Origin of the sequence: Paenibacillus tarimensis (assembly GCF_021532315.1) — a bacterium.
Taxonomy (GTDB): domain Bacteria; phylum Bacillota; class Bacilli; order Paenibacillales; family Paenibacillaceae; genus Paenibacillus_I; species Paenibacillus_I tarimensis.
Genome location: NZ_JAKGAO010000004.1, coordinates 38,673 through 60,905 on the forward strand (window position 1 = coordinate 38,673; position 22,233 = coordinate 60,905).

Genomic DNA, 22,233 nt, shown 5'->3' on the forward strand with positions numbered 1-22,233 from the left:
ATAGCACGATAAACAGTTTCGGAAAAGCGGCTGCCTCGGCAACTGCTTTTCCGTTTTGTTCAATATATATCTATGTGCAGCTGCACAGCTGTAAGGGGAGGGGACGGCCGTGAGGAAGGATTTGAGACAGGCGCTGAAGACATCACTGCTGACAGGCGACGGCGCAATGGGAACGTATTTGTATCAGCTCGGATTTCCGGTAGGGGTATCCTACGAGGAATTTAACTTAATTAAACCGGATGTGATTGAAAGCGTACACCGCAGATATTACGAAGCCGGAGCCCGTGTGATTGAGACGAATACATTCTCGGCCAATGCGGAGAATTTATCCAGGTACGGGTTGGAGCACGAAATTGAGCGTATGAACCGCGAAGGCGTGCGGATTGCCAGACAGGCGGTCGGTTCTGATGCTTATGTAGTGGGAGCGGTTGGCCCGGTTGGGGCGGGCAAGCGGAAAAGTATCGGAGCTGGGCAGATGAAGCAGGCATTCGAGCAGCAGATCGGCATCTTGCTTGATTCCGGCGTGGACGGGCTTATATTGGAAACGTTTTATGATCTGGAGGAGCTCTTGACAGCCCTGCGTATCGTCCGTGCCGGCTCCGGGACACCGGTGATCTGCCAGCTGGCGGTTGAGGATTCGGGCCGCACAAGAGAAGGCACCTCGCTGCGGGAAGCTTTCCGCCGGCTCCAGGAGGAAGGCGCAGATGCGGTTGGCTTCAACTGTGTAAGCGGGCCGAACGGGATCATGCGAGCTATTGATATGGCAGATCTGCCGGCTGGTCTGCCGCTTACGGTGTTCCCTAATGCGGGCATACCGGATTATGTGGACGGCACTTATATGTATACGGCTGCACCAGATTATTTTGCCGAGTCTGCCCGGCATTTTGCTGACCGCGGAGCCCGGTTAATCGGCGGCTGCTGCGGTACCACTCCGGAGCATGTGGCGGCTATTGCGCAGGCTCTCGCAGATTACACGCCGGACTCGTCAAGGACTGCCCCGGCGGTGCCGCCGCGTGAGATGCTGTCTGTCCAGGCTCCCGCTGCGGAACGCAGAGTGCCGCAGCCGGCTGAAGCTGCGGGCGGAACCGAGGCGCCAGCCCCTTCAATCGTTGATTTGGTGCGTGAACGCCACACAGTCATTGTAGAGCTCGATCCTCCTCGCGATCTGGACATCCGCAAGTTTATGGACGGCGCCGCAGCTCTGGCAGATGCCAAGGCAGATGCCGTTACGATGGCCGACAACTCGCTTGCGGTCACCCGGATGAGCAATATCGCGCTTGCAGCGCTTGTACAGGAACGGGCAGGCATCCGGCCGCTCGTACATATTGCCTGCCGGGACCGCAACCTGATCGGTACGCAATCTCACATGATGGGCCTGGATGCGCTGGGGATCGACCATGTGCTGGCGGTCACGGGAGATCCGGCGCGTTTCGGTGATCTGCCCGGGTCCAGCTCTGTTTATGACCTGACGTCCTTCGAGATGATCCGGATGATCAAACAGCTTAATGAGGGAACGGCTTTCTCTGGCAAACCGCTTAAGCAGAAGGCGAACTTTGTAGTCGGCGCTGCTTTTAATCCGAATGTGAAGTATCTCGATAAGGCTGTACAGCGACTGGAGAAAAAGATTGAGTCCGGCGCGGACTATATCATGACCCAGCCGGTATATGATAAAGCGTTGATCGCGAAGGTTGCGGAGGCGACAAGCCACCTGTCGGTACCGCTGTTCATCGGCATCATGCCGCTGGCGAGCGGCCGCAATGCGGAATACTTGCATAATGAAGTGCCTGGTATACAGCTCTCGGATGAAGTGCGCGAACGGATGGCCGGGCTGGAAGGCGAAGCGGGCAGGGCCGAGGGCGTGAAAATCGCAGAGGAGCTGTTGGACGAGGCCATCAATCATTTCAACGGCATTTATCTGATCACACCATTCATGTTCTACGACATGACGGTTCAGTTGACGCGTTATGTATGGGAGAAGACGGCCGCAAGAGTATAAGCAATAGGGGGTTATCGCCAAAACCTCCGGTTAGGATGGCGGAAATTCCGGTTCACCGCGCAAACGGCGATTGGCAGAAAACCCCTGCGAATCCGCCGTTTACTTGCAATTTCGCTTTTTCTCTTGTTCCCACGCCCGAAATGAATTAGAATATGGGGTAATGGATGCACTTGCCATCGTTGAGGTCTTTTGGCCCGGGACAGGCGGTTCCGAATACGGCGGTTTCCCGTAACCATCAGACGCACGAACGTATGCTCCGGGATATTTTGGTCTAAACTAGAAGAATCCGGCAGCATGCAGAACGGCAGAATGATACTTGGAATCATACTATTTGTGATGCGCGAGGAAGACCGGAGGGGAACCAGTCATGGCTATCAAACTTATTAATATCGGTTTCGGCAATATTGTGTCGGCTAACCGGATCATTTCGATCGTCAGTCCGGAATCCGCACCGATCAAACGGATCATCCAGGAAGCGCGGGACCGGCACATGCTGATCGACGCGACGTATGGCAGACGAACGCGAGCTGTCATTATTACGGACAGCGACCATGTCATATTGTCTGCGGTTCAACCGGAGACCGTGGCACACCGGTTGTCCACGAAAGATGACGACAACGACGAATAATTGATGGAGCGTAACATGAGAAAAGGATTGCTAATCGTTTTGTCGGGACCATCCGGCGTTGGTAAAGGCACCGTATGCTCGGTGCTGAGACAGAAGATGCCTGAGCTCGTTTATTCGGTGTCGGCCACCACGCGGAGACCCCGTCAAGGCGAAACCGAAGGGTTGAATTATTTTTTCAAGAGCAAGGATCAATTCGAGGAAATGATTGCCCGTGATGCGCTGCTTGAATATGCGCAGTACGTGGACAATTACTATGGTACGCCCCGTGACTTTGTGGAGAAGACAATTTCCGAGGGGAAGGATATTATTCTGGAAATTGAAGTGCAGGGCGCGCTTAAGGTGAAGGAAAAGTTCCCTGAGGGCGTGTTTATCTTTTTGCTGCCTCCTTCACTGGATGAGCTGAAGCAGCGTATAACGGGCAGAGGAACCGAAACCCAGGCTGTTATCGACCATCGTCTGACAGTGGCGCGTGAAGAGATGAGCTTGCTGCGTTATTATGACTACGCGGTTATTAATGACGAGATCGATGCCGCCTGTCACCGGATCCAAAGTATTGTCACGGCAGAGCACTGCCGGAGAGAACGGTTCCTGGCTGACTATGCGGAACTGCAGGCTGTTATCGAGAAAGCGTAAGCGAGGTGAATTTGAATGTTATACCCATCTATTGATGAAATGATGAAGAAGGTCGACAGCAAATATTCGCTTGTAGTCGCGGCGTCACGGCGTGCAAGAATGCTGAGAGACGGTGTGAAGACAGACATGAAGACACCGAAATCGCATAAATATGTCGGTGTGGCTTTAGAAGAAATACATCATGATCTGCTGAAGGTCGAAGCTGGCGTAGATGCCAAGGACGGCAAATCATAAGGTTAAACAGTGACAACCCTCACCTGACGGGTTGTTCTTTTTTTGAGGGAAAAGAGGCTGCTGCGCTGCGGCTTGGATGCGAGGGGGGATTCAGATGGTAACAGACAGCTTAAAGGGGAAGACAATTCTGCTTGGAATTACGGGCGGCATTGCCGCCTATAAGGCTGCTGCGCTGTGCAGCAAGCTGGTGCAGAGCGGAGCAGCCGTGCATGTAATCATGACCGAGTCGGCAGCCAAGTTTATCACGCCGCTTACGCTGCAGACATTGTCACGCAACCCGGTTCATACTGACACATTTGATGAGCGAGATCCTGCCGTTGTCTCCCATATTGATTTGGCCGACCGGGCTGACCTGGTTGTTGTAGCGCCTGCGACAGCCAACATACTGGCCAAGCTGGCGTGGGGGATGGCGGATGACATGCTCAGCACAACGCTGCTGGCGACAAGGGCTCCGCTGCTGATTGCTCCTGCCATGAATGTGCATATGTATGCTCATCCGGCCGTGCAGCATAACATGTCGCTGCTCAGCCAGCGGGGAGTGCGTTTTGTCGAGCCAGGAACGGGCCAGCTGGCCTGCGGCTATGTCGGCAAAGGTAGGTTGGCCGAGCCTGAGGACATTGTTCAGGCCGTTCACCAATGGTTTAATCCACACGTACAGACGCAGGGTCAGCCTCAACCGCTCAAGGGCCGGAAAGTGCTTGTAACCGCTGGCGGGACAGTAGAACGCATAGATCCTGTCCGTTATATTACGAACGATTCTTCTGGAAAGATGGGCATCGCTATTGCTGAAGCTGCCCGTAATCTTGGTGCGGAGGTTACTCTTGTAGCAGGCCGGGTATCTGCTGCACTGCCGGATGGCATGCGGATTATTCATGTCGAATCTGCGGAGGACATGCTTAAGGCGGTTCTGACTGAAATGGCTGATAGCGACATTGTAATTAAAGCGGCAGCGGTGGCGGATTACCGCCCTGTAGTCCGGCATGACGCCAAGATGAAGAAGAAGGACAGCACGCTCACGCTGGAGCTGGAGAAAACAACCGACATATTGGAAGAAGCAGGGCGCCGCAAGCAGCATCAGCTGCTGGTCGGCTTTGCGGCCGAGACAGGAAACCTGGAGCATTACGCAATGGACAAGCTGCGCCGGAAGAACTGTGACCTGATTGCAGCCAATGATGTGTCTATAGAAGGAGCAGGCTTTAATGGGGACACGAATATTCTCCATCTATTCGACCGAAGCGGCAGTGTGGCCGAATGGCCGCTGCTCTCTAAGCGGGAGGCGGCTGACCGGCTGATGATTCTGCTCTCCGAACGGCTGAAGCGGCGCGATGCGGGGGAAGAACAATGATTGCCAGGGTTATTGTCGATGTGCCGAGCCGTCAAACCGACCGGCCGTTCGACTACAGGGTAGACAGGGACATGGCCGGCTGGATTGAGGTGGGTAGCCGTGTCGCGGTTCCATTCGGCGGGCGGACGCTTCAGGGCTTTGTGGTCGGATTTGCTGAAGAGGCCGAGGTGGAAACCGGCCGTCTGAAGGCGGTGGCCGAGCTGCTTGATCCGATGCCGCCGCTTCTGCCGGATCTTATTGAACTGGCCCGCTGGATGAGCATTACTTATGTCTGCACATGGACAACCGCTCTGCAGGCCATGATCCCGGCGGCCCTGAAAGGGAAGGCCGAACGTTATGTTTACATAACAGAGGGCCGGAGCGAATATGATGATAGCAGGACTGAAGAGCGGGACGGCCATGATAGCGGGTCCGGACAGGGACAGCTGAGCCTGGGAGCCTCTTCGCTGCCGGAGGAGCTAGAGCTGTTCATCCGGCAGCAGGAGCCGGTCAAGCTGTCACTGCTGCAGGAGCGCTATCCGCAATGGAGCGGTCTACTTAAGTCGGCTCTTCGGGAAGGAATGCTGACTGAGACGGTATCTGTGCGCAACCGGGTATCGGTCAAGAAGGTGCTGACCGTGTTTCCCCCGGAAGACCGGGAGGCGGCGAGAGCGGCCGTGGCGGACATGCCCGCAAGGGCGGCCAAGCAGCGTGATGCGCTTGCCTATATGCTGGAGCAGGAGAATCCTGTCCCCCTTCAGCAGCTTCTTGCGGGAGCCGGTTTATCGGCGAGCAGTGTGAGGGCGCTCGCTGACAAGGGGCTGCTGCGAATTGAGGAAGTCCAGCAGGATAGAGATCCTTACGCAGGCCGTGCTTTTGTCCGGACAGAGCCGCTTCCGCTGACCGAGCTGCAGGCCGCTGCTTTCAAGCAGATAGCAGCGGCTGTCCAGTCGGAGCAGCCGGGAACGATGCTGCTGCAGGGGGTGACGGGAAGCGGCAAGACAGAGGTGTATCTCCAGGCGATCGAACAGTGCATCCGGCAGGGCAGGCAGGCTATCGTGCTTGTTCCCGAAATTGCCCTGACACCTCAGATGGTAGAACGGTTCAAAGGCCGCTTCGGTGACCTGGTTGCCGTACTTCACAGCAGGCTGTCAACCGGCGAGCGTTATGATGAATGGCGCAAAATCCGGGAAAAACGCGTAAAGGTAGCGATCGGCGCGCGATCGGCTATCTTTGCGCCGTTCGAGCGGATCGGTCTTATTATTATTGATGAGGAGCATGAAACCTCCTATAAGCAGGAGGAAAGCCCGAAATACCACGCTAGAGATGTGGCAGTCCGGCGTGCCGAGCAGCATGGTGCTGTAGTTGTACTCGGCTCGGCGACGCCGTCTCTGGAAAGCTATGCTGCGGCCGTATTGGCTCAAGCTCCCGGGCACACATCCGTTGACGAGTTGGCTGCTGCGTATGGCAATCAGCGGCAGGTTAATGCTTCTCAGGCTGTGGAAACGGGGATGCTGCAGCGAGCCGTTCTGCTGCCGCTGCCTGAGAGGGTCGGCGGTAGGCCAATGCCCGGCGTGGAAATTGTGGATATGAGGGAAGAGCTGCAGGGAGGCAACCGGTCTATGTTCAGCAGAAAGCTGCACCAAGGACTGGCGAGCCGCCTTGAGCGAGGCGAGCAGTCTGTGCTTCTGCTGAACCGCCGGGGCTACAGCACCTTTGTTATGTGCCGCTCCTGCGGCTACACGGCGGGCTGTCCGCACTGTGAAATTTCCCTGACCTTCCATCAGAAGAGCCGCGCACTGCGCTGTCATTACTGCGGTCATACCGAGCGCTCGCCGGAAACCTGCCCTTCCTGCGGGAGTGAGCATATCCGGTTTTTTGGTACAGGTACCCAGCGGGTAGAGGAGGAGCTCGCCAAGCTGTTTCCCGGCATCCGTGTCATCCGGATGGATGTGGACACAACGACGGAGAAGGGCTCGCACGAGAAGCTGCTCTCCCGCTTCGGCAAGCGCCAGGCGGATGTGCTGCTTGGCACGCAGATGGTGGCCAAGGGGCTTGATTTTCCCTATGTAACGCTTGTGGGAGTCATAGCAGCGGATACGTCGCTGCATCTGCCCGACTTCCGGGCGGCCGAGAAAACTTTTCAGCTGCTTACACAGGTGGCGGGCCGCGCGGGCAGGCATGAGCTGCCGGGTGAGGTAATCGTGCAAACTTATACTCCCGAACATTATTCAATCCTTACCTCCCAGCGGCATGATTATGAATCGTTTGTCCGCGAGGAGCTGAAGCAGCGGCGCATTCTGTCCTATCCTCCTTATTGCAGGCTGATTCTGGTTACCTTGTCACATGAACAGCTGCCCCAGCTGGTATCAGTCTCGGAGAAATTCGCGGAGGAGCTTCGGATGCTGGCGGCAGAAGCGGGGGTGCTGGTATCCCTGGATTCGCGCGAGGCAGATGCGATGGAGGTGCTTGGTCCGGTTGCTTCGCCTATTCCGCGGCTCAAAGATCGCTACCGTTTCCAATGTATGATAAAATATCGGGGAGCCGTTGACGCGGCAGCCCTTGTAAGGCAAGCCGCCCGACCCCACATGGAAGGATCGGCGGCAGGGAAGGTGCTGATCGGTATCGATGTTGATCCGCAGGTTATTTTATAAGTTCCGGCTTGGAGCAGGCTGCTCCGCTTCGGTTCATACAACTTACGATAAAGGAAGGGAAGGCAATGGCCATCCGACTTATAGTGAAGGACCCGGATCCCGTACTGCGGGAGCGGGCTATTGAAGTAACGAAATTCAACCGCAATCTGCATAAGCTGCTCGATGATATGGCGCAGACCATGTATGATGCGGAAGGCGTTGGTCTTGCGGCGCCGCAGGTAGGCATTTTGAAGCGTGTTATCGTGGTGGACACGGGAGAAGAGCCCGGTCTGATCGAGATGGTGAATCCGGAGCTCGTAGAGAAGGACGGCGAGCAGCTCGGCCCTGAAGGATGTCTCAGCATCCCGGGTCTCAGCGGGGACGTGCGCCGGGCACAGCGCATTAAGGTCAAGGGGCAGGATCGCAACGGTGAACCGTTCACGGTGGAGGCGGAGGGTTTTCTTGCGCGTGCATTCCAGCATGAGATCGATCATCTGAACGGCGTACTGTTCACGGATCTTGCGGAGGAGCTCTACGAGACCTCGGCGAAGTCCAGAAGAGACGGAGAGTGAGTCAATTGAGGATCATATTTATGGGGACGCCGGATTTCGCCGTCCCTTCTTTACATAGTTTGGTGGATAACGGCTACGAGGTGGTGGCGGCTGTATCACAGCCAGACCGCCCAAAGGGGCGCAAGAAGGTGCTCACCCCTACACCCGTGAAGGAAGCGGCCCTGTCCCGCGGCATTCCCGTATTGCAGCCGCAGCGGATGCGCAGCCCTGAAGCGGTAGCTGAGCTGGCTGCATTTGAGCCGGATCTGATTGTGACGGCAGCTTACGGACAGATTCTGCCTAAGGCTGTACTGGAGCTGCCGCGGCTCGGCTGTATTAATGTGCATGGGTCACTGCTGCCCCAATACCGCGGCGGTGCGCCGATCCAGCGGGCTATTATTAATGGGGAGACTGTCACAGGTGTGACAATTATGTATATGGCCGAAGGCCTCGACACCGGTGACATGATCAGCCGTGCAGAGGTTCCGATCGGCGAGGACGATACGTCCGGCACAATGTTTGAGAAGCTTAGCAAGGCCGGCGCAGAGCTTCTGCTAGAGACACTGCCGTCCATTGTTAACGGGACCGTGAAAGCTGTGCCGCAGGATGATGCGGAAGCGACCTATGCCCCGAACCTGACCCGTGACGACGAGCGGATCGACTGGACGCGCAGCGCCAGAGAATTATACAACCAGGTGCGCGGACTTGTCCCGATGGCAGGAGCCTTTACCTATTTGAACGGTGATGTCTTAAAGGTGTGGGACTGCCGAGCGCTGGACAAGCAGAGCGCCCTGGCTCCCGGCACAGTGGCGGAAGTCTCGGCTTCGTCACTGCTCGTTCAGACCGGTGCAGGCATCCTGGAGCTCCTGCAGGTTCAGCCTGCAGGCAAGAAAGCAATGCCGGTATCCGAATGGCTGAAGGGCACTCGGCTTGAACCGGGCATCGTGCTGGGCGGGGGAGATCAATGAGCGGGCGCAGAGCGAACACAGCACGTGAGGTGGCATTAAATGTGCTGATTCGTATCGAATGCGAGGGTGCCTACAGTAATCTTGAGCTGAATCGTGCGCTTAAGGAGTCCGGCTTGAACCGGGCGGATGCCGGACTTGTGACCGAGCTTGTCTACGGCACAATTCAAAGGAAGGCCACCCTGGATTACTGGCTGGACGGTTTTGTGGCCAAGGGCACGGCAAAGCTGCAAACCTGGGTTCTGCTGCTCTTGCGGATGAGCCTGTACCAGATGGTGTATCTCGATCGCGTCCCTGCGCATGCAGCTGTGCACGAGGCGGTCCAAATCGCCAAGCAACGCGGCCATCAGGGAATATCGGGCATGGTTAACGGCGTCTTGCGCAATATCGACCGCAGCCGGGACCGTCTGACGCTCCCTGAGGAGAAGGATGATGTCAAGCGGATTGCCCTCAAGCATTCGTACCCGGAGTGGATGGTGCGACGCTGGCTGGAGGCGTACGGGGTAGAGGAGGCCGAAGCAATCTGTGCGGCCGGCAATGAACCGCCGCGTCCGAGTATCCGGGTGAACCGGATGCGCAGCGGCCGTGATGCGGTTGTTGACCGCTTGAGGCAGGCGGGCTATGCGGCAATGCCCTCTCCGCTGTCGCCCGCTGGCATCGTCGTGCAGGGCGGGGGTAATCTGGCGGATCATGAGGCGTTTCGCGCCGGAGATTGGACTGTCCAGGATGAGAGTTCGATGCTAGTGGCCGAGGTAGCTGCGCCTAAGCCAGGGATGCAGGTGCTGGACTGCTGTGCGGCTCCTGGCGGAAAGTCGACACATTTGGCCGAAATAATGGAAGACGAGGGGACAGTCTGGTCTAATGACATTCATCCTCATAAGGAAGAGCTCATCAAGGACCAGGTTGAACGTCTCGGCCTGCGTGCCGTACGGACAACGGTAATGGACGCGGAGGATTTGCCACAGCGGCACGCTCCCGGCTCGATGGATCTCGTCCTGCTTGATGCGCCCTGCAGCGGATTAGGGGTGATCAGGCGCAAGCCCGAAATCAAGTGGACAAAAGACCCGGCTGATGTAGCTGCCATTGCCGCTGTCCAAAACAAGCTGCTGGATGCTGCTGCTGTACTTGTCCGTCCTGGCGGACTGCTCGTATACAGCACCTGTACCATAGAGCGGGAAGAGAATGAGCAGCAGATTGAACGGTTTCTGGACCGCAACCGGCAATTTGAGCTTGACCGCGATTGGCCGGAGGCGATCCTTGATGTACTTACGACGGCTGGTGTGCTTGCAGGAGAGCCTGCCGGTATGGTCCAGCTGCTGCCCCATCATTTTGGCAGTGATGGCTTTTTCATTGCCAGAATGAGAAGACGCGGCTAATTTACCCTTTGTAGTCCGTCCCGCCCAATTGTGGTAAAATAGGACGATGGCTAAGACGAATGAACCAACACCAAATACCACAACAGAACGGGTGAAAAGAATGAAGCCGTTTATATACGATTTTACATTGGAACAGCTGCAGGACTGGATGAAGGAAAACGGGGAGCCTGCGTTCCGTGGAGGCCAGTTGTTTGACTGGCTGTACGTGAAGCGGGTGCGCTCCTTCGAGGAGATGTCCAATCTTCCCAAGCAGCTCCGTGAGAAGCTTGAGGACAGCTTCCGCTTCGTTACATTGAACGAGATCACAAGAATGGAATCCAAGGACGGCACGGTGAAATATCTGTTCGGGCTTCACGACGACCACGCAATTGAAACAGTTGTCATGCGGCACAACTACGGCAACAGCATCTGTGTGACGACGCAGGTGGGCTGCCGGGTCGGCTGCACCTTCTGTGCTTCCACGCTTGGCGGGCTGAAACGCAACCTGACGGCCGGTGAGATTGTGGCCCAGGTTGTTACGGCCCAGCGGATGATGGACGAGACGGAAGAGCGCATCTCGAGCATCGTCATCATGGGCACGGGCGAACCGTTCGAGAACTATGATGAGACGATGAATTTCCTGCGTATCATGATCCATGAGAAGGGCCTTAACATCGGTCAGCGGCATATTACCGTGTCAACCAGCGGCATCGTGCCAAGCATGTACAAGTTTGCCGATGAGAACACGCAGATCAATCTGGCGATCTCGATTCATGCGCCTAACGATGCGCTGCGGTCAAAGCTCATGCCGGTAAACCGTCGCTTTCCGTTCGAGGAAGTTATGGAAGCGATCCGTTACTACATCGCGAAAACTGGCCGCCGGGTGACATTCGAGTATGCCTTGATCGGCGGCGTGAATGACCGGCCGGAGCATGCTGAAGAGCTGGCTGATGTCCTGCAGGGCATGCTGTGCCATGTGAATCTGATCCCGGTTAACTATGTGCCCGAACGCAACTACGTACGTACGCCGCGGGAGGATATTTTCGAATTCCAGCGCATATTGGAACGGAAGAAAATCAACGCAACGATCCGCCGGGAGCAGGGGCATGACATTGCCGCCGCCTGCGGACAGCTGCGTGCGAAGCATATGGAGTCTACGAGGTGAATAAGGATTGAAAACCGCAAATCGCAGTGATATTGGAAGGATTCGGCTTGTAAACGAAGATCGCGCCTGGGCGCAGATGACTGCCGCCGGCGTGGGAGTGGCCATTGTGGCTGATGGCATGGGCGGACACCAGGCCGGTGATGTAGCGAGTCAACTGGCGGTTGACACGTTTCGGGAGGCCATGAGCGGCGTCAGCGGTGAACTTACCCTTGAGGCCGCCAAGACGCTGCTCAGGCAGGCGATCCTGCAGGCCAATGAGGTTGTTTACGAGCTGGCTTCGCAGAATGACCATTATCATAATATGGGCACCACGGTAGTGGCTGCCCTGCTGCTGCAGGACAGCGGCGTGGTAGGCCATATCGGTGACAGCCGTGCCTATAAGCTCCGCCAGGGGGATCTGCGGCAGCTGACTGAGGATCACACGCTGGTCAACGAGCTGGCCAAATCGGGGCAGATCAGCGCCGAGGAAGCGGCCAGTCACCCGCGGCGTAACGTCCTGACGAGAGCCCTGGGCACGGATCGGGAAGTAGAAGTGGATATTAAAGGTTTCTCCTGGAAAGAAGACGATCTTCTGCTTCTCTGTAGTGATGGTCTGTATTCTATGGTGAGCGACGAAGAGATGCGGATGACGCTGATCGAAAGCGAGCTGGACCTTGACGGCAAGGCTGAACGGCTGATCGAGCAGGCGCTGCGCGCCGGCGGCGAGGATAACGTAACTGTTCTGCTGGTACATAGCAATTCCGGTGAGGGGCAAGAGGGGTGAGGGACCAATGATCGGACATGACTTGGGCGGACGGTATGAAATCCTCGAGCGAATTGGCGGCGGAGGCATGGCGCTGGTATACAAGGCGCATGATGTGCTTCTAAGCCGTAATGTCGCCGTCAAAATATTAAGGCAGCAGTTCGTTCATGATGAGGAATTTGTCCGCCGCTTCCGGCGAGAGGCTCAATCGGCCGCTTCCTTATCGCATCCGAATGTCGTCAGCGTCTATGATGTCGGCCAAGAGGATGAAACGCATTATATTGTCATGGAGTATGTAGAGGGCAGCAACCTGAATGAGGTTATTCAGGAGCGCGCTCCCTTGCAGACGGAGGAAGCGGTCCGCATCGCCCTTCAAATCTGTGATGCGCTTGAGCATGCGCATCAGAATCAGATTATTCACCGGGACATCAAACCCCATAATATTCTGATTGGCAAGAACGGACGGGTGAAGGTAACGGACTTTGGAATAGCCAGAGCGGTTACCTCCTCGACAATTACCCAGACAGGCTCGGTTGTCGGCTCGGTTCATTACTTCTCGCCGGAACACGCCAAGGGAGTCAGTACGGGGGAAAAGTCGGACTTATATTCACTTGGTATCGTCTTATACCAGATGCTGACTGGGCGGCTGCCTTTCCTGGGCGAGAGCCCGATCAGCGTGGCGCTTAAGCATCTGCAGGAGGATTTTGAGGAGCCGCGCGCTGTCAACCCTCATATTCCGCAGAGTGTAGAGAATATTGTGGTCCGCTCCATGCGGAAGAATCCTGGTGAGCGGTATTCGTCTGCCCGTGAAATGCTGAATGACCTGGAGACCTGTCTGCTGCCTGAACGGCTGCATGAGCCGAAGATCACCTTTGATTTTGACATGGATGAAACACGTGTCATGCCGGCTATCCGTGCGGGCGCCGCACCGGCAGCGTCATTCAGCGCTGGATCTGCATCCGGCTCATCTATGAAAGGAAAGCCCGAAGGTAAGACAGGCAGCGCTATAGCTCCCGATACGAAGCAGGGTAAGAAGTGGGTCAAACCTACGGTAACCGTGGCGGTCACTCTCCTTGTGCTGGCGGCCGTGTTCTTCGGAGTGCGTACTGTGCTCGGCATACTGGATCCTGGCGAGGTTGATGTTCCTTATGTAGTGGGCATGAAGGAAGACGAGGCCATACGGACATTAATGGAAGCCGGACTCAAGATTGAAGAGCCCATCGTCTATGATTCGGAGCCTAACATTGAACCTCATACTGTCTTTGATCAGAGCAAGTCCAATATGAAGGTGAAGCAGGGCTCTTATATTAAGCTCTTCGTCAGTACCGGGCCGGATATGGAGGTAATGGAGGACTTTACCAACCGGAAGGTGGATGAAGCCGTTCAAGCTCTGATGGATTTGAGTGTGACACGCGAGCGTATCAAGACCAATGAAGTGTTCGATGAAAGCGAGCCGGGGACAATACTCGGACAGTCAATCCCGGCTGGACAGGAGTTCAACCCGCTTGATAGCAATATAACCTTCACGGTAAGTAAAGGCCAGGAGACGTTTAAGATGCCTAATCTTATTGGGATGGATGAACAGAAAGCCCGAAACGAGCTCCAAAAGCATGGCCTGGAGCTGGGTCCGGATTCCGGTATTGTGAAGGAAGGCAGCTATAAAGGGGACGGCAAGGTTCTGGATCAGTTCCCGTACAAGCCGGGGGATGATGTAGCCAAGGGAAGTGAAGTCACGCTGACGATCAGCTTCGGTCTGCCGAGCGACGCGGTCAAGTACACTTTCAATATTGCGATTTCGCCTGCCATTGCCGGTGAGCCGAGCGAGGTTCGTATCGTCTATTCCGACGCACGAGGTGAAAATATAGAGTCCACTAAGCGCACAATAGAAGATACGCAGACTTTCCCGGTTGATGTCGTCCTGAAGCCTAACGGGGAAGCGGTGGCCAGGGTATACCGTGACGGACAGTTCGCAGATTCCTTTACGGTCACCTATGATGAAGCCAAGAGCGGCGGAAACTCCAAGCCGCAGTCTGTACCTGGCCAGCAGGTTGAACCTCCTGTTACGAGCGAGCCGCCTGCCGAAGAACAGACTGGCGAGGAACCGCCTGCCGATGAGCCTGCCCAAACCGAAACGCAGTCTGAAGAGGATGGTGGCGAAAGCGATGAGCAGCAGCCCGAATAGCAGCCTTACCGGAACGATCGTCAAAGCGCTGAGCGGTTACTATTACGTGGTTCCTGACGGCCAGAGGGACCTGAAGGACAGTATGATTCAATGCCGGGCGCGCGGCGTATTCAAGAAGAAGGGCCTCAATCCGCTGGTCGGAGACAGGGTTGTCTATGTGATGACGGATAATGGGGAGGGCACGGTGTCTGAACTGCTGCCCCGCCAGTCCGAGCTGATTCGTCCTCCGGTTGCTAATGTAGAGCTGGCGGTTCTGGTGTTTGCTCTTACCGAGCCGTCGCTTAATCTGCAGCTTCTGGACAAATTTCTTGCTCATATCGAGCATTCGGGTATTGAAGCTGTATTGTGCCTGAGCAAGCGTGATTTAGCGGATGATTCGAATACCAAGGAAGCGAAGGAAGCATTGGAAGCAATGGAGGCCGTGCAGCGGATTTACCCTCCGATTGGCTATGATATCCTGGTGACAAGCTCACGCAGCGGGGATGGAACCGAAGACCTGCGCAAGCGGATGCGCGGCCGGGTTGCTGTATTCTGCGGTCAATCCGGTGTTGGCAAGTCATCACTGCTCAATGCGCTCGTACCTGGCCTTGAGCTGGAGACCAATGCTATCTCCGCTAAGCTTGGCAGGGGCAAGCATACGACCCGTCATGTGGAGCTGATCCGGATTGAAGCGGATACGTTTATAGCTGACACGCCGGGATTCAGCCAGCTGGACTTCCAAGAGCTTGGGATCGAGGAGCTAAGCTCCTGCTTCCGCGAATTCCGGGAGCTCTCTCCGGACTGTAAGTTCCGGGGCTGTACCCATGTGCATGAGCCGGGCTGTGCCGTAAGAGAGGCGCTGGAGGAAGGGCGGGTTGCTGCAAGCCGGTATGACAATTACTTGCAGTTTCTAGCTGAACTGAAGGAAAAGAAGCGGAGGTATTAAACGATGACGATTATTGCGCCGTCCATTCTGTCAGCCGACTTCGCCCGGCTGGCAGATGATATCAGGGATGTGGATAAGAGCGGGGCTGACTGGATCCATGTAGACATCATGGATGGCCACTTTGTTCCCAATATTACATTTGGGCCGCTTGTTGTGGATGCAGTCCGCAGCGCAACGAAGCTGCCTTTTGACGTGCACTTGATGATTGAACAGCCGGAACGGTATATTGCCGATTTTGCCCGGGCCGGTGCCGACCGGATAACGGTTCATGCGGAGGCTTGTGTTCATCTGCACCGTGTATTGTATATGGTGAAGGAACTCGGGCTGCCAGCAGGTGTTGCCTTGAATCCTTCAACTCCCATCCAGGTCATTGAGCATCTGCTGGATGACCTGGACTTGGTGCTCTGCATGACAGTAAACCCCGGTTTTGGCGGACAAGCCTACATCCCGCAGTCTGCGGCCAAGATTCGTCAGATCCGGCAGATGCTGAACGAACGAGGCAGGACGGATGTACATATTGAGGTTGATGGCGGTATCAATGCGGAAACGGCAAAGCTCGTAAAGGAAGCCGGTGCTGATGTGCTGGTGGCTGGGAACGCAATATTCAGCCGTGCTGATCGCGCGGCGGCAATTGCGGAGCTGAGAGGATAATGGAGCCTTTAGAGGACAACAAGTGGAAGAATTTATTCTGGATGCTTGGGTACAGCACGGTGATCGGACTGCTCCTCGCCGTGTTCTCCTTTATTCCCGGTCTTATCCGGTTTGTGTTCTCGCTTGGCGCGCTGCTGCTGGGTATCCGTTTCTTTGGCAAGTATGACAGCATTGGACTGCGGATCGGCATGATTGTGCTTTCAGTTGTATTCATCGTACTCTTCATTATGATTGGCGTTATTATTATGTATGCGAACGGTATGCTGGACCAACCGGCAGTCTAATCTCGAATGCTTGCTGTTGGTTGTTCATTTGGAATAGGACTTCCTTAGGGCGCATAGGATGGTTACATGAGTGCAGTTCTCGTGTGACCATTTTTGTTTATTGCGTATATGATAGACAGAAAGCCGATGATGAGCGTGCCTAAGGAGGGAAGGAGCATGAAATTTTACACGATCAAGCTGCCGAAGTTTTTGGGTGGTGTCGTAAAAGCGATTCTGAACACATTCCAAAAAAACTAACGCCAGGGGCCTTTCCTCCGACGGCCGTAGGCCGGAACGATGAAAGCTACCCAACGGCCGCGTCGTGCAAATAAAAAGCACCTGAACGAGTCAGGTGCTTTTTGTCTATGGCGTGCAAAAACCATTATACGCGAGTAACTTTACCCGATTTCAGAGCGCGGGTGCTTACCCATACGCGCTTCGGCTTGCCGTCAACCAAGATGCGAACCTTCTGGACGTTAACGCCCCAAGTACGGCGGTTCTTGTTGTTAGCGTGGGAAACGTGGTTGCCCGAACCCGGCGCTTTGCCTGATACGTAACACTTGCGAGACATGAAATACACCTCCTTCAAAGCTAGAGACCGCTGCAAATAAACACTTGAATATCATATCACAGCAGATTATGAAAATCCACTATATCTTTCTTGAAAGATGATAACAGCGCGCAGCAGCCAGCCAGAATGAGTAAACCGTAGAAAAATGAAGTCAAAGAGCGGATAAGACTTCAATGTCGCTTTTTTTTATAGTACAATGGGGATTAGTCCATAATACATATACAAAGGAGTGATCTTCCATGCCATTGCAGTTCAATACCGCGCTCGGAAACGTTAACGTAACAGACGAGGTAATCTCCGTGATTGCCGGATCTGCAGCCATGGAATGTTATGGACTTGTCGGAATGGCGTCCCAAAAACAGTTGAAGGACGGCATCGCCGAGCTGCTTGGGCGGGAGAACCTGTCCCGTGGTGTGGAAGTCCGCCGGGAAGACGAGCAGCTTCATATTGATTTGTACATCATCGTAAGCTACGGAACCAAAATATCGGAAGTTGCGCACAATATTCAATCTAAAGTTAAATATGTGCTGAATGAAGTGGTGGGCCTGCAGGCTGACCACGTCCATATTTTTGTCCAAGGCGTACGTGTATCTCGGTAGGGGGTTATCCGGTGGGTAAGCGCTTTATTAACGGAACGGATTTTATGCGGATGGCGCTCTTAGGCGCCGAGCATCTGGAGCGTAACGCGGAGCACGTTAACGCATTAAATGTATTCCCTGTCCCAGACGGGGACACAGGCACGAATATGAATTTGACCATGCGGTCCGGGTCAGAGGCACTACGTGCCCGACCTTCCGATTCTGTCGGAAAGGCGGCGGAGGCGCTGTCCAAGGGGCTGCTTATGGGCGCGCGAGGCAACTCGGGTGTTATTTTGTCTCAGCTGTTTCGGGGGTTTGCGCGCGGTGTGGCAAACTTGGATGAGGTGAGCCCCGTTCAATTCGCGGCTGCTCTTCAGCAGGGTGTGGATATGGCTTATAAATCGGTTGTCAAGCCGGTTGAGGGAACGATTCTTACGGTTGCCCGGGAGGCGGCCAAGCATGCGGTCACAATTGCACGGCGTACGGCAGATGTGCCCCAGCTAATGCAGGAGGTTCATGCCAAGGCTCATGAGGCGCTGCAGCGAACACCCGATATGCTTCCGGTGCTCAAGCAGGTTGGTGTAGTGGATTCAGGCGGACAAGGCCTTGTATTTATATATGAAGGATTTGTAGAAAGTCTTTCCGGTATACATGTCGAGCTTCCTGTTAAGGAGGCTGCCGCACCGGCGCCTGCTCCGGCTGCCATACCGCAGAGAACAGCTTCCAAACAACCGCAGGCAGGTACAACGGCCCAGTCCAGGCTGGAAACGGAGTCCATTGAATTCCTGTACGACATGGAATTCTTCATCAACCGGCGGCTCGGCAGCATCAATGCCATGAAGTTTGACGAATCCTGGTACAGACGTGCCCTCGCCAAGGACGGAGATTCTATTATTGTCATCGCCGATGACGACATCATTAAGGTGCATGTTCATTCACGCAAGCCGGGAGATGTGCTTAATCTGTCGCTGCCTTACGGGGAGCTGACCGATATCCGGATTCTGAATATGAGGGAGCAGCACAGGGATCTGCTGGAGCATGAAGGCATGTCACCTGAAGAACAGACTGACGAAGCGGGCGTCGCTTCCGGCACGGCCGGAGCCATGCCGGAATGGGCGGCCCCAGAAGTGCTGACCGGAGGGGTGCCCGTACAAGGAGTACCTCCCGAAGAGGTGCATGAATTTGCCCCGTTCGGTATTATCGCAGTAGCAATGGGCCAGGGCATTTCGGACATATTCAGCGGTAATAATGTGGATGTAGTGTTGTCCGGAGGGCAGACGATGAATCCGAGTACGGAGGATTTCGTACAAGCTATCCACTCGCTCAGTGCAGAACATATTTACCTGTTGCCTAATAACTCCAATATTATATTGACTGCCCAGCAAGCAGCTGAGCTCAGCGAGCGCAGTGTAACGGTCATACCAACCAAGACGATTCCGCAAGGGCTGGCTGCACTGCTGGCCTTTAATGAGGATGAATCGGCGGAGAGCAATGCAGAACGTATGACGAAGGCTGCCGGGGATGTGCAGTCCGGTCAGGTTACGCTGGCGGTACGCGATACGGTTATGGATGGCCTGACCATACGCGAGGGTCATTATATCGGGATTCGGGAGAAGGAGATCGTCTCGAGTTCGGAAGATCTTCAGGAGGCATGCCGGGTCCTGCTCAGCAGCATGATGAAGGATGGCGGAGAGTTGATTACGCTTCTGACCGGGCAGGATGCTGCCGAGCAGGACACGAACGAGCTGGCTATCTGGATCGAAGCGGAATTTCCGGATGCGGAGCTTGAGGTTCATCCTGGCGGCCAGCCGCTGTATCCGTATCTGATAGCAGTTGAATAACGGCTCAGCCGGAAGAAAGAAGTGAGCTTTCCTATGTGTGCAGTGAAAATTGTAACAGACAGCACATCCGATGTGCCTCGCGAGGTTCGTGAGAAGCTGGGAATTGAGATGGTACCCCTTAAGGTGCTGTTTGGTGAAGAGTCCTATCAGGATGCGGTGACACTTGAAGCGGAGCAATTTTATAAGATGCTGTCAGCCTCACCCGCACTGCCTACTACGTCACAGCCGTCGCCGGTCGAATTCATGGAGGCTTTTGAACGGATGCTGGCTGAGGACCCGGAGGCACAAATTATTTCGTTTCATCTAAGCTCCCAGTTCAGCGGCACGTATCAATCCGCAGTGCTGGGCAAGTCGCTGCTCGAGCGCGATGCTGATATTACGGTAATCGATACAAAGTCTGCCTCTTCCGGCTTCGGTGTTCTGGTCGTCCGCGCTGCGGAGATGGCCCGAGAAGGCCGCTCGAAGGAAGAGATTCTGGCGGAGGTCGACCGGATTGCCGCCAGCCTCGAGCTGTATTTTCTGGTGGACACGCTGGAATATTTACAGCGGGGAGGACGGATTGGCAGGGCTGCGGCCTTGTTCGGTTCCATTCTGAATATTAAGCCGATCTTGACGATTGATGATGAAGGCTTCGTGGCGCCAGTTGATAAAGTGCGCGGCCAGAAAAAGGCGATGCTGCGCATTATGGAGCTGCTCGAACGGGATTTCGGCGCGGGTGCTGAGCTTAATGTGGTAATGGCCTGGACGAGTGATGAAGCGCCTGCGATGGAGATGCTGAGTCTGATTAAAGCACGGTTTAACGTCAAGGAAGTTAATTATACGACAATTGGCGCCGTTATCGGGACGCATGTCGGTCCTGGTACAGCAGCCGTGTTCGCTTATAAGGTGTGAGGATTCATATGACGACGGCATTACATGAGATTGCCGTCCGGCAGATCAAAGGCGTGAGCGCTCAGAAGGAACAAGAGCTTCACGCCTTTGGCATTCAGACCGTAGCTGATCTGCTGGACTATTTTCCATTCCGGTATGAGGATTACCGGGTAAGGGATTTGGCGGATGTGAAGGATGGGGAGAAAGCTACTGTCCAGGGGAAAATTATGAGTTCGCCTTCGCTGCAGCGGTATGGGCGCGGGAAGTCCCGTCTGTCCTGCAGAGTGGCAGTAGACCATTTACTTTTGACTGGCGTATGGTTTAACCGCAATTTCCTGCAGAGCCAGCTGGTTCCGGGACGGGAGATCACCATTACGGGCAAATGGGATCAGAACCGGAGGCAGATTACCGTATCCGATTCCGAGTTTCCCGATAAGGGGACGGCTAAGACAGGAACACTGCAGCCGGTTTATTCGGTAGGCGGCGCTATCACCCAGAGCTGGATGCGGAAAATAATAAGACAGGCTCTGGAGCAGTACGGTGCTATGATTCCGGAGGTGCTGCCGTATGTACTTACCTCCAAATACGATCTTGTCCCTCGCAGGGAAGCTGTTATGCGTATGCATCTGCCGGGTGATGCCGTGGAGGGCCAGGCGGCCAGACGCCGTATGGTCTATGAGGAGCTCTTCTTGTTCCAGCTGAAGCTGCATGCCTTCCGTGCGCAGACACGAGGCAGGGCGGATGGGGTGGTACATACGACGGATAATGAAACAATCCGGTCCTTCGTTAAGGGACTGCCCTTCGAGTTGACCGATTCTCAGAAGAAAGTCATCAATGAGATTATGTACGACATGCGGCAGTCTTACAGTATGAACCGGCTGCTTCAGGGGGATGTGGGTTCTGGTAAAACAGTCGTTGCTGCGGTTGCGCTCTATGCTGCCGTGAAATCTGGTCATCAAGGGGCCTTGATGGTGCCGACCGAAATCTTGGCCGAGCAGCACAGCCGGACGCTGGACAAGCTGTTCAGTTCATACGGTATTCAGATTGCTCTGCTTACCGGCAGTCTTGGCGAGCGCAAGCGCCGGGAAATACTTGCAGGACTGCAGATGGGGCTGATCGATATTGTGGTCGGCACCCATGCACTTATACAAGAGGATGTATTCTTCCGGAGCCTCGGGCTGGTAGTAACCGATGAGCAGCACCGATTCGGTGTCAACCAGAGGAGCATCTTGCGGCGTAAGGGCATGAATCCCGATGTGCTGACTATGACGGCGACGCCGATTCCGCGTACGCTGGCTATTACTGCGTTCGGTGATATGGATGTATCAACTATTAAGGAACGGCCGCAGGGCCGGAAGCCGATCAAAACATATTGGGTCAAGCATGAGATGCTGGACCGGGTACTCGGTTTCATCCGGCGTGAAGTCGGGGAGGGCCGGCAGGCTTATGTGATTTGCCCGCTGATCGAGGAATCAGACAAGCTGGATGTACAGAATGCCATTGATCTGCATATCCAGCTGCAGCAGGCCTTCCCGGACCTGCAGGTTGGCCTGCTGCACGGCCGGCTGCCGGCCTCTGAGAAGGAGGAGGTCATGAGGCAGTTCAGTGAAGCAGAGACGCATGTTCTGATTGCGACAACGGTCATCGAGGTGGGCGTCGACGTACCGAATGCCACGCTGATGATCATCATGGATGCAGAGCGGTTCGGTCTCTCCCAGCTGCATCAGCTGCGCGGCCGGGTTGGACGCGGCGGCCATCAATCGTTCTGTGTGCTGGTTGCTGACCCCAAATCGGAGACGGGGCGGGAGCGGATGCAGGTCATGACGGAGACCGACGATGGCTTCGAGGTGGCTCGCCGTGATCTGGAGCTGCGGGGCCCCGGGGATTTCTTTGGTACGAAGCAGAGCGGGCTGCCGGAGTTTAAAGTGGCGGATATGGCGGCTGACTTTGCAGTATTGGAGACGGCGCGCGATGACGCGGCCGAGATGGTGGCGCAGCCTGATTTTTGGGAGCGGCCGGATTATGCGCCACTCCATCAGATTTTGCTGCGGGATCAGATTTTTCAGGGCGAATTGCTTGATTAAGGGGCTTGCAGGCAACAATGGCACTGGGACCGCATATCCTTT

At 55.3% G+C, this 22,233-nt stretch carries 21 protein-coding genes; 20 read left to right on the plus strand and 1 reads right to left on the minus strand.

The window, feature by feature from the left end; all coding sequences use genetic code 11:
• Nucleotides 1-109: 109 nt before the first annotated feature.
• From L1N82_RS01255 to spoVM, 16 genes are all read left to right on the plus strand, one after another.
• Nucleotides 110-1,996 carry a bifunctional homocysteine S-methyltransferase/methylenetetrahydrofolate reductase gene (locus tag L1N82_RS01255; RefSeq protein ID WP_235285533.1) on the plus strand — a complete coding sequence of 629 codons (1,887 nt, stop codon included), beginning with the start codon at nucleotides 110-112 and terminating at the stop codon, nucleotides 1,994-1,996.
• A gap of 367 nt (nucleotides 1,997-2,363) precedes the next feature.
• A complete protein-coding gene (remA, locus tag L1N82_RS01260; RefSeq protein WP_005548256.1) occupies nucleotides 2,364-2,624 on the plus strand; it encodes an extracellular matrix/biofilm regulator RemA in 261 nt (86 codons plus the stop codon).
• A gap of 15 nt (nucleotides 2,625-2,639) precedes the next feature.
• A complete protein-coding gene (gene gmk / locus L1N82_RS01265) occupies nucleotides 2,640-3,257 on the plus strand; it encodes a guanylate kinase (protein WP_235285534.1) in 618 nt (205 codons plus the stop codon).
• Between the two features lie 15 nt (nucleotides 3,258-3,272).
• Nucleotides 3,273-3,491: a DNA-directed RNA polymerase subunit omega gene (rpoZ, locus tag L1N82_RS01270; protein ID WP_235285535.1), complete on the plus strand. Its 219-nt coding sequence runs from the start codon at nucleotides 3,273-3,275 to the stop codon at nucleotides 3,489-3,491.
• Nucleotides 3,492-3,585: 94 nt separating this feature from the next.
• Entirely contained in the window at nucleotides 3,586-4,836 is a 1,251-nt protein-coding gene (gene coaBC / locus L1N82_RS01275; protein ID WP_235285536.1) for a bifunctional phosphopantothenoylcysteine decarboxylase/phosphopantothenate--cysteine ligase CoaBC, read from the plus strand.
• Entirely contained in the window at nucleotides 4,833-7,469 is a 2,637-nt protein-coding gene (gene priA, locus L1N82_RS01280) for a primosomal protein N' (protein WP_235285538.1), read from the plus strand. The genes coaBC and priA overlap by 4 nt, the downstream gene beginning before the upstream one ends.
• A 65-nt stretch (nucleotides 7,470-7,534) precedes the next feature.
• Nucleotides 7,535-8,020 carry a peptide deformylase gene (gene def, locus L1N82_RS01285; protein WP_235285539.1) on the plus strand — a complete coding sequence of 162 codons (486 nt, stop codon included), beginning with the start codon at nucleotides 7,535-7,537 and terminating at the stop codon, nucleotides 8,018-8,020.
• A 5-nt stretch (nucleotides 8,021-8,025) separates the two neighbouring features.
• Nucleotides 8,026-8,967, plus strand: coding sequence for a methionyl-tRNA formyltransferase (gene fmt, locus L1N82_RS01290; protein ID WP_235285540.1), 942 nt, complete (start codon nucleotides 8,026-8,028; stop codon nucleotides 8,965-8,967).
• Complete coding sequence (gene rsmB / locus L1N82_RS01295; protein WP_235285541.1) at nucleotides 8,964-10,340, plus strand: 16S rRNA (cytosine(967)-C(5))-methyltransferase RsmB; 1,377 nt, start codon at nucleotides 8,964-8,966, stop codon at nucleotides 10,338-10,340. The genes fmt and rsmB overlap by 4 nt, the downstream gene beginning before the upstream one ends.
• Nucleotides 10,341-10,440: 100 nt before the next feature.
• Nucleotides 10,441-11,484 carry a 23S rRNA (adenine(2503)-C(2))-methyltransferase RlmN gene (gene rlmN, locus L1N82_RS01300; protein ID WP_235286130.1) on the plus strand — a complete coding sequence of 348 codons (1,044 nt, stop codon included), beginning with the start codon at nucleotides 10,441-10,443 and terminating at the stop codon, nucleotides 11,482-11,484.
• 7 nt (nucleotides 11,485-11,491) lie between these two features.
• Complete coding sequence (locus L1N82_RS01305; RefSeq protein ID WP_235285542.1) at nucleotides 11,492-12,247, plus strand: Stp1/IreP family PP2C-type Ser/Thr phosphatase; 756 nt, start codon at nucleotides 11,492-11,494, stop codon at nucleotides 12,245-12,247.
• Between the two features lie 7 nt (nucleotides 12,248-12,254).
• A complete protein-coding gene (gene pknB, locus L1N82_RS01310; protein WP_235285543.1) occupies nucleotides 12,255-14,408 on the plus strand; it encodes a Stk1 family PASTA domain-containing Ser/Thr kinase in 2,154 nt (717 codons plus the stop codon).
• Complete coding sequence (gene rsgA, locus L1N82_RS01315) at nucleotides 14,389-15,333, plus strand: ribosome small subunit-dependent GTPase A (protein WP_235285544.1); 945 nt, start codon at nucleotides 14,389-14,391, stop codon at nucleotides 15,331-15,333. The genes pknB and rsgA overlap by 20 nt, the downstream gene beginning before the upstream one ends.
• Before the next feature lie 3 nt (nucleotides 15,334-15,336).
• On the plus strand, nucleotides 15,337-15,984 hold the full coding sequence (rpe, locus tag L1N82_RS01320; RefSeq protein WP_235285545.1) for a ribulose-phosphate 3-epimerase: 648 nt from the start codon (nucleotides 15,337-15,339) through the stop codon (nucleotides 15,982-15,984).
• Complete coding sequence (locus L1N82_RS01325) at nucleotides 15,984-16,268, plus strand: hypothetical protein (RefSeq protein WP_235285546.1); 285 nt, start codon at nucleotides 15,984-15,986, stop codon at nucleotides 16,266-16,268. Before rpe ends, L1N82_RS01325 begins: the two co-directional genes overlap by 1 nt.
• A gap of 156 nt (nucleotides 16,269-16,424) precedes the next feature.
• On the plus strand, nucleotides 16,425-16,505 hold the full coding sequence (spoVM, locus tag L1N82_RS01330; RefSeq protein WP_111148926.1) for a stage V sporulation protein SpoVM: 81 nt from the start codon (nucleotides 16,425-16,427) through the stop codon (nucleotides 16,503-16,505).
• 124 nt (nucleotides 16,506-16,629) lie between these two features.
• Here the strand turns inward: spoVM and rpmB are convergent, their stop codons facing one another.
• Nucleotides 16,630-16,818 (minus strand): 50S ribosomal protein L28, encoded by a 189-nt coding sequence (gene rpmB, locus L1N82_RS01335; protein ID WP_235285547.1) that lies wholly within the window; start codon nucleotides 16,816-16,818, stop codon nucleotides 16,630-16,632.
• Between the two features lie 239 nt (nucleotides 16,819-17,057).
• On the opposite strand from rpmB, the gene L1N82_RS01340 reads away from it, so the two are divergent.
• From L1N82_RS01340 to recG, 4 genes are read left to right on the plus strand one after another with little or no spacing between them, the layout of a single operon-like run.
• The gene (locus tag L1N82_RS01340; RefSeq protein WP_235285548.1) at nucleotides 17,058-17,417 is read left to right on the plus strand and encodes an Asp23/Gls24 family envelope stress response protein; all 360 of its coding nucleotides are present in this window, start codon (nucleotides 17,058-17,060) and stop codon (nucleotides 17,415-17,417) included.
• An 11-nt stretch (nucleotides 17,418-17,428) separates the two neighbouring features.
• The gene (locus tag L1N82_RS01345) at nucleotides 17,429-19,237 is read left to right on the plus strand and encodes a DAK2 domain-containing protein (protein ID WP_407946663.1); all 1,809 of its coding nucleotides are present in this window, start codon (nucleotides 17,429-17,431) and stop codon (nucleotides 19,235-19,237) included.
• Between the two features lie 33 nt (nucleotides 19,238-19,270).
• Nucleotides 19,271-20,128, plus strand: a complete 858-nt coding sequence (locus tag L1N82_RS01350) for a DegV family protein (RefSeq protein WP_235286132.1) — start codon at nucleotides 19,271-19,273, stop codon at nucleotides 20,126-20,128.
• 8 nt (nucleotides 20,129-20,136) lie between these two features.
• Nucleotides 20,137-22,191, plus strand: a complete 2,055-nt coding sequence (gene recG / locus L1N82_RS01355) for an ATP-dependent DNA helicase RecG (protein ID WP_235285549.1) — start codon at nucleotides 20,137-20,139, stop codon at nucleotides 22,189-22,191.
• The last annotated feature ends 42 nt before the right edge of the window (nucleotides 22,192-22,233 follow it).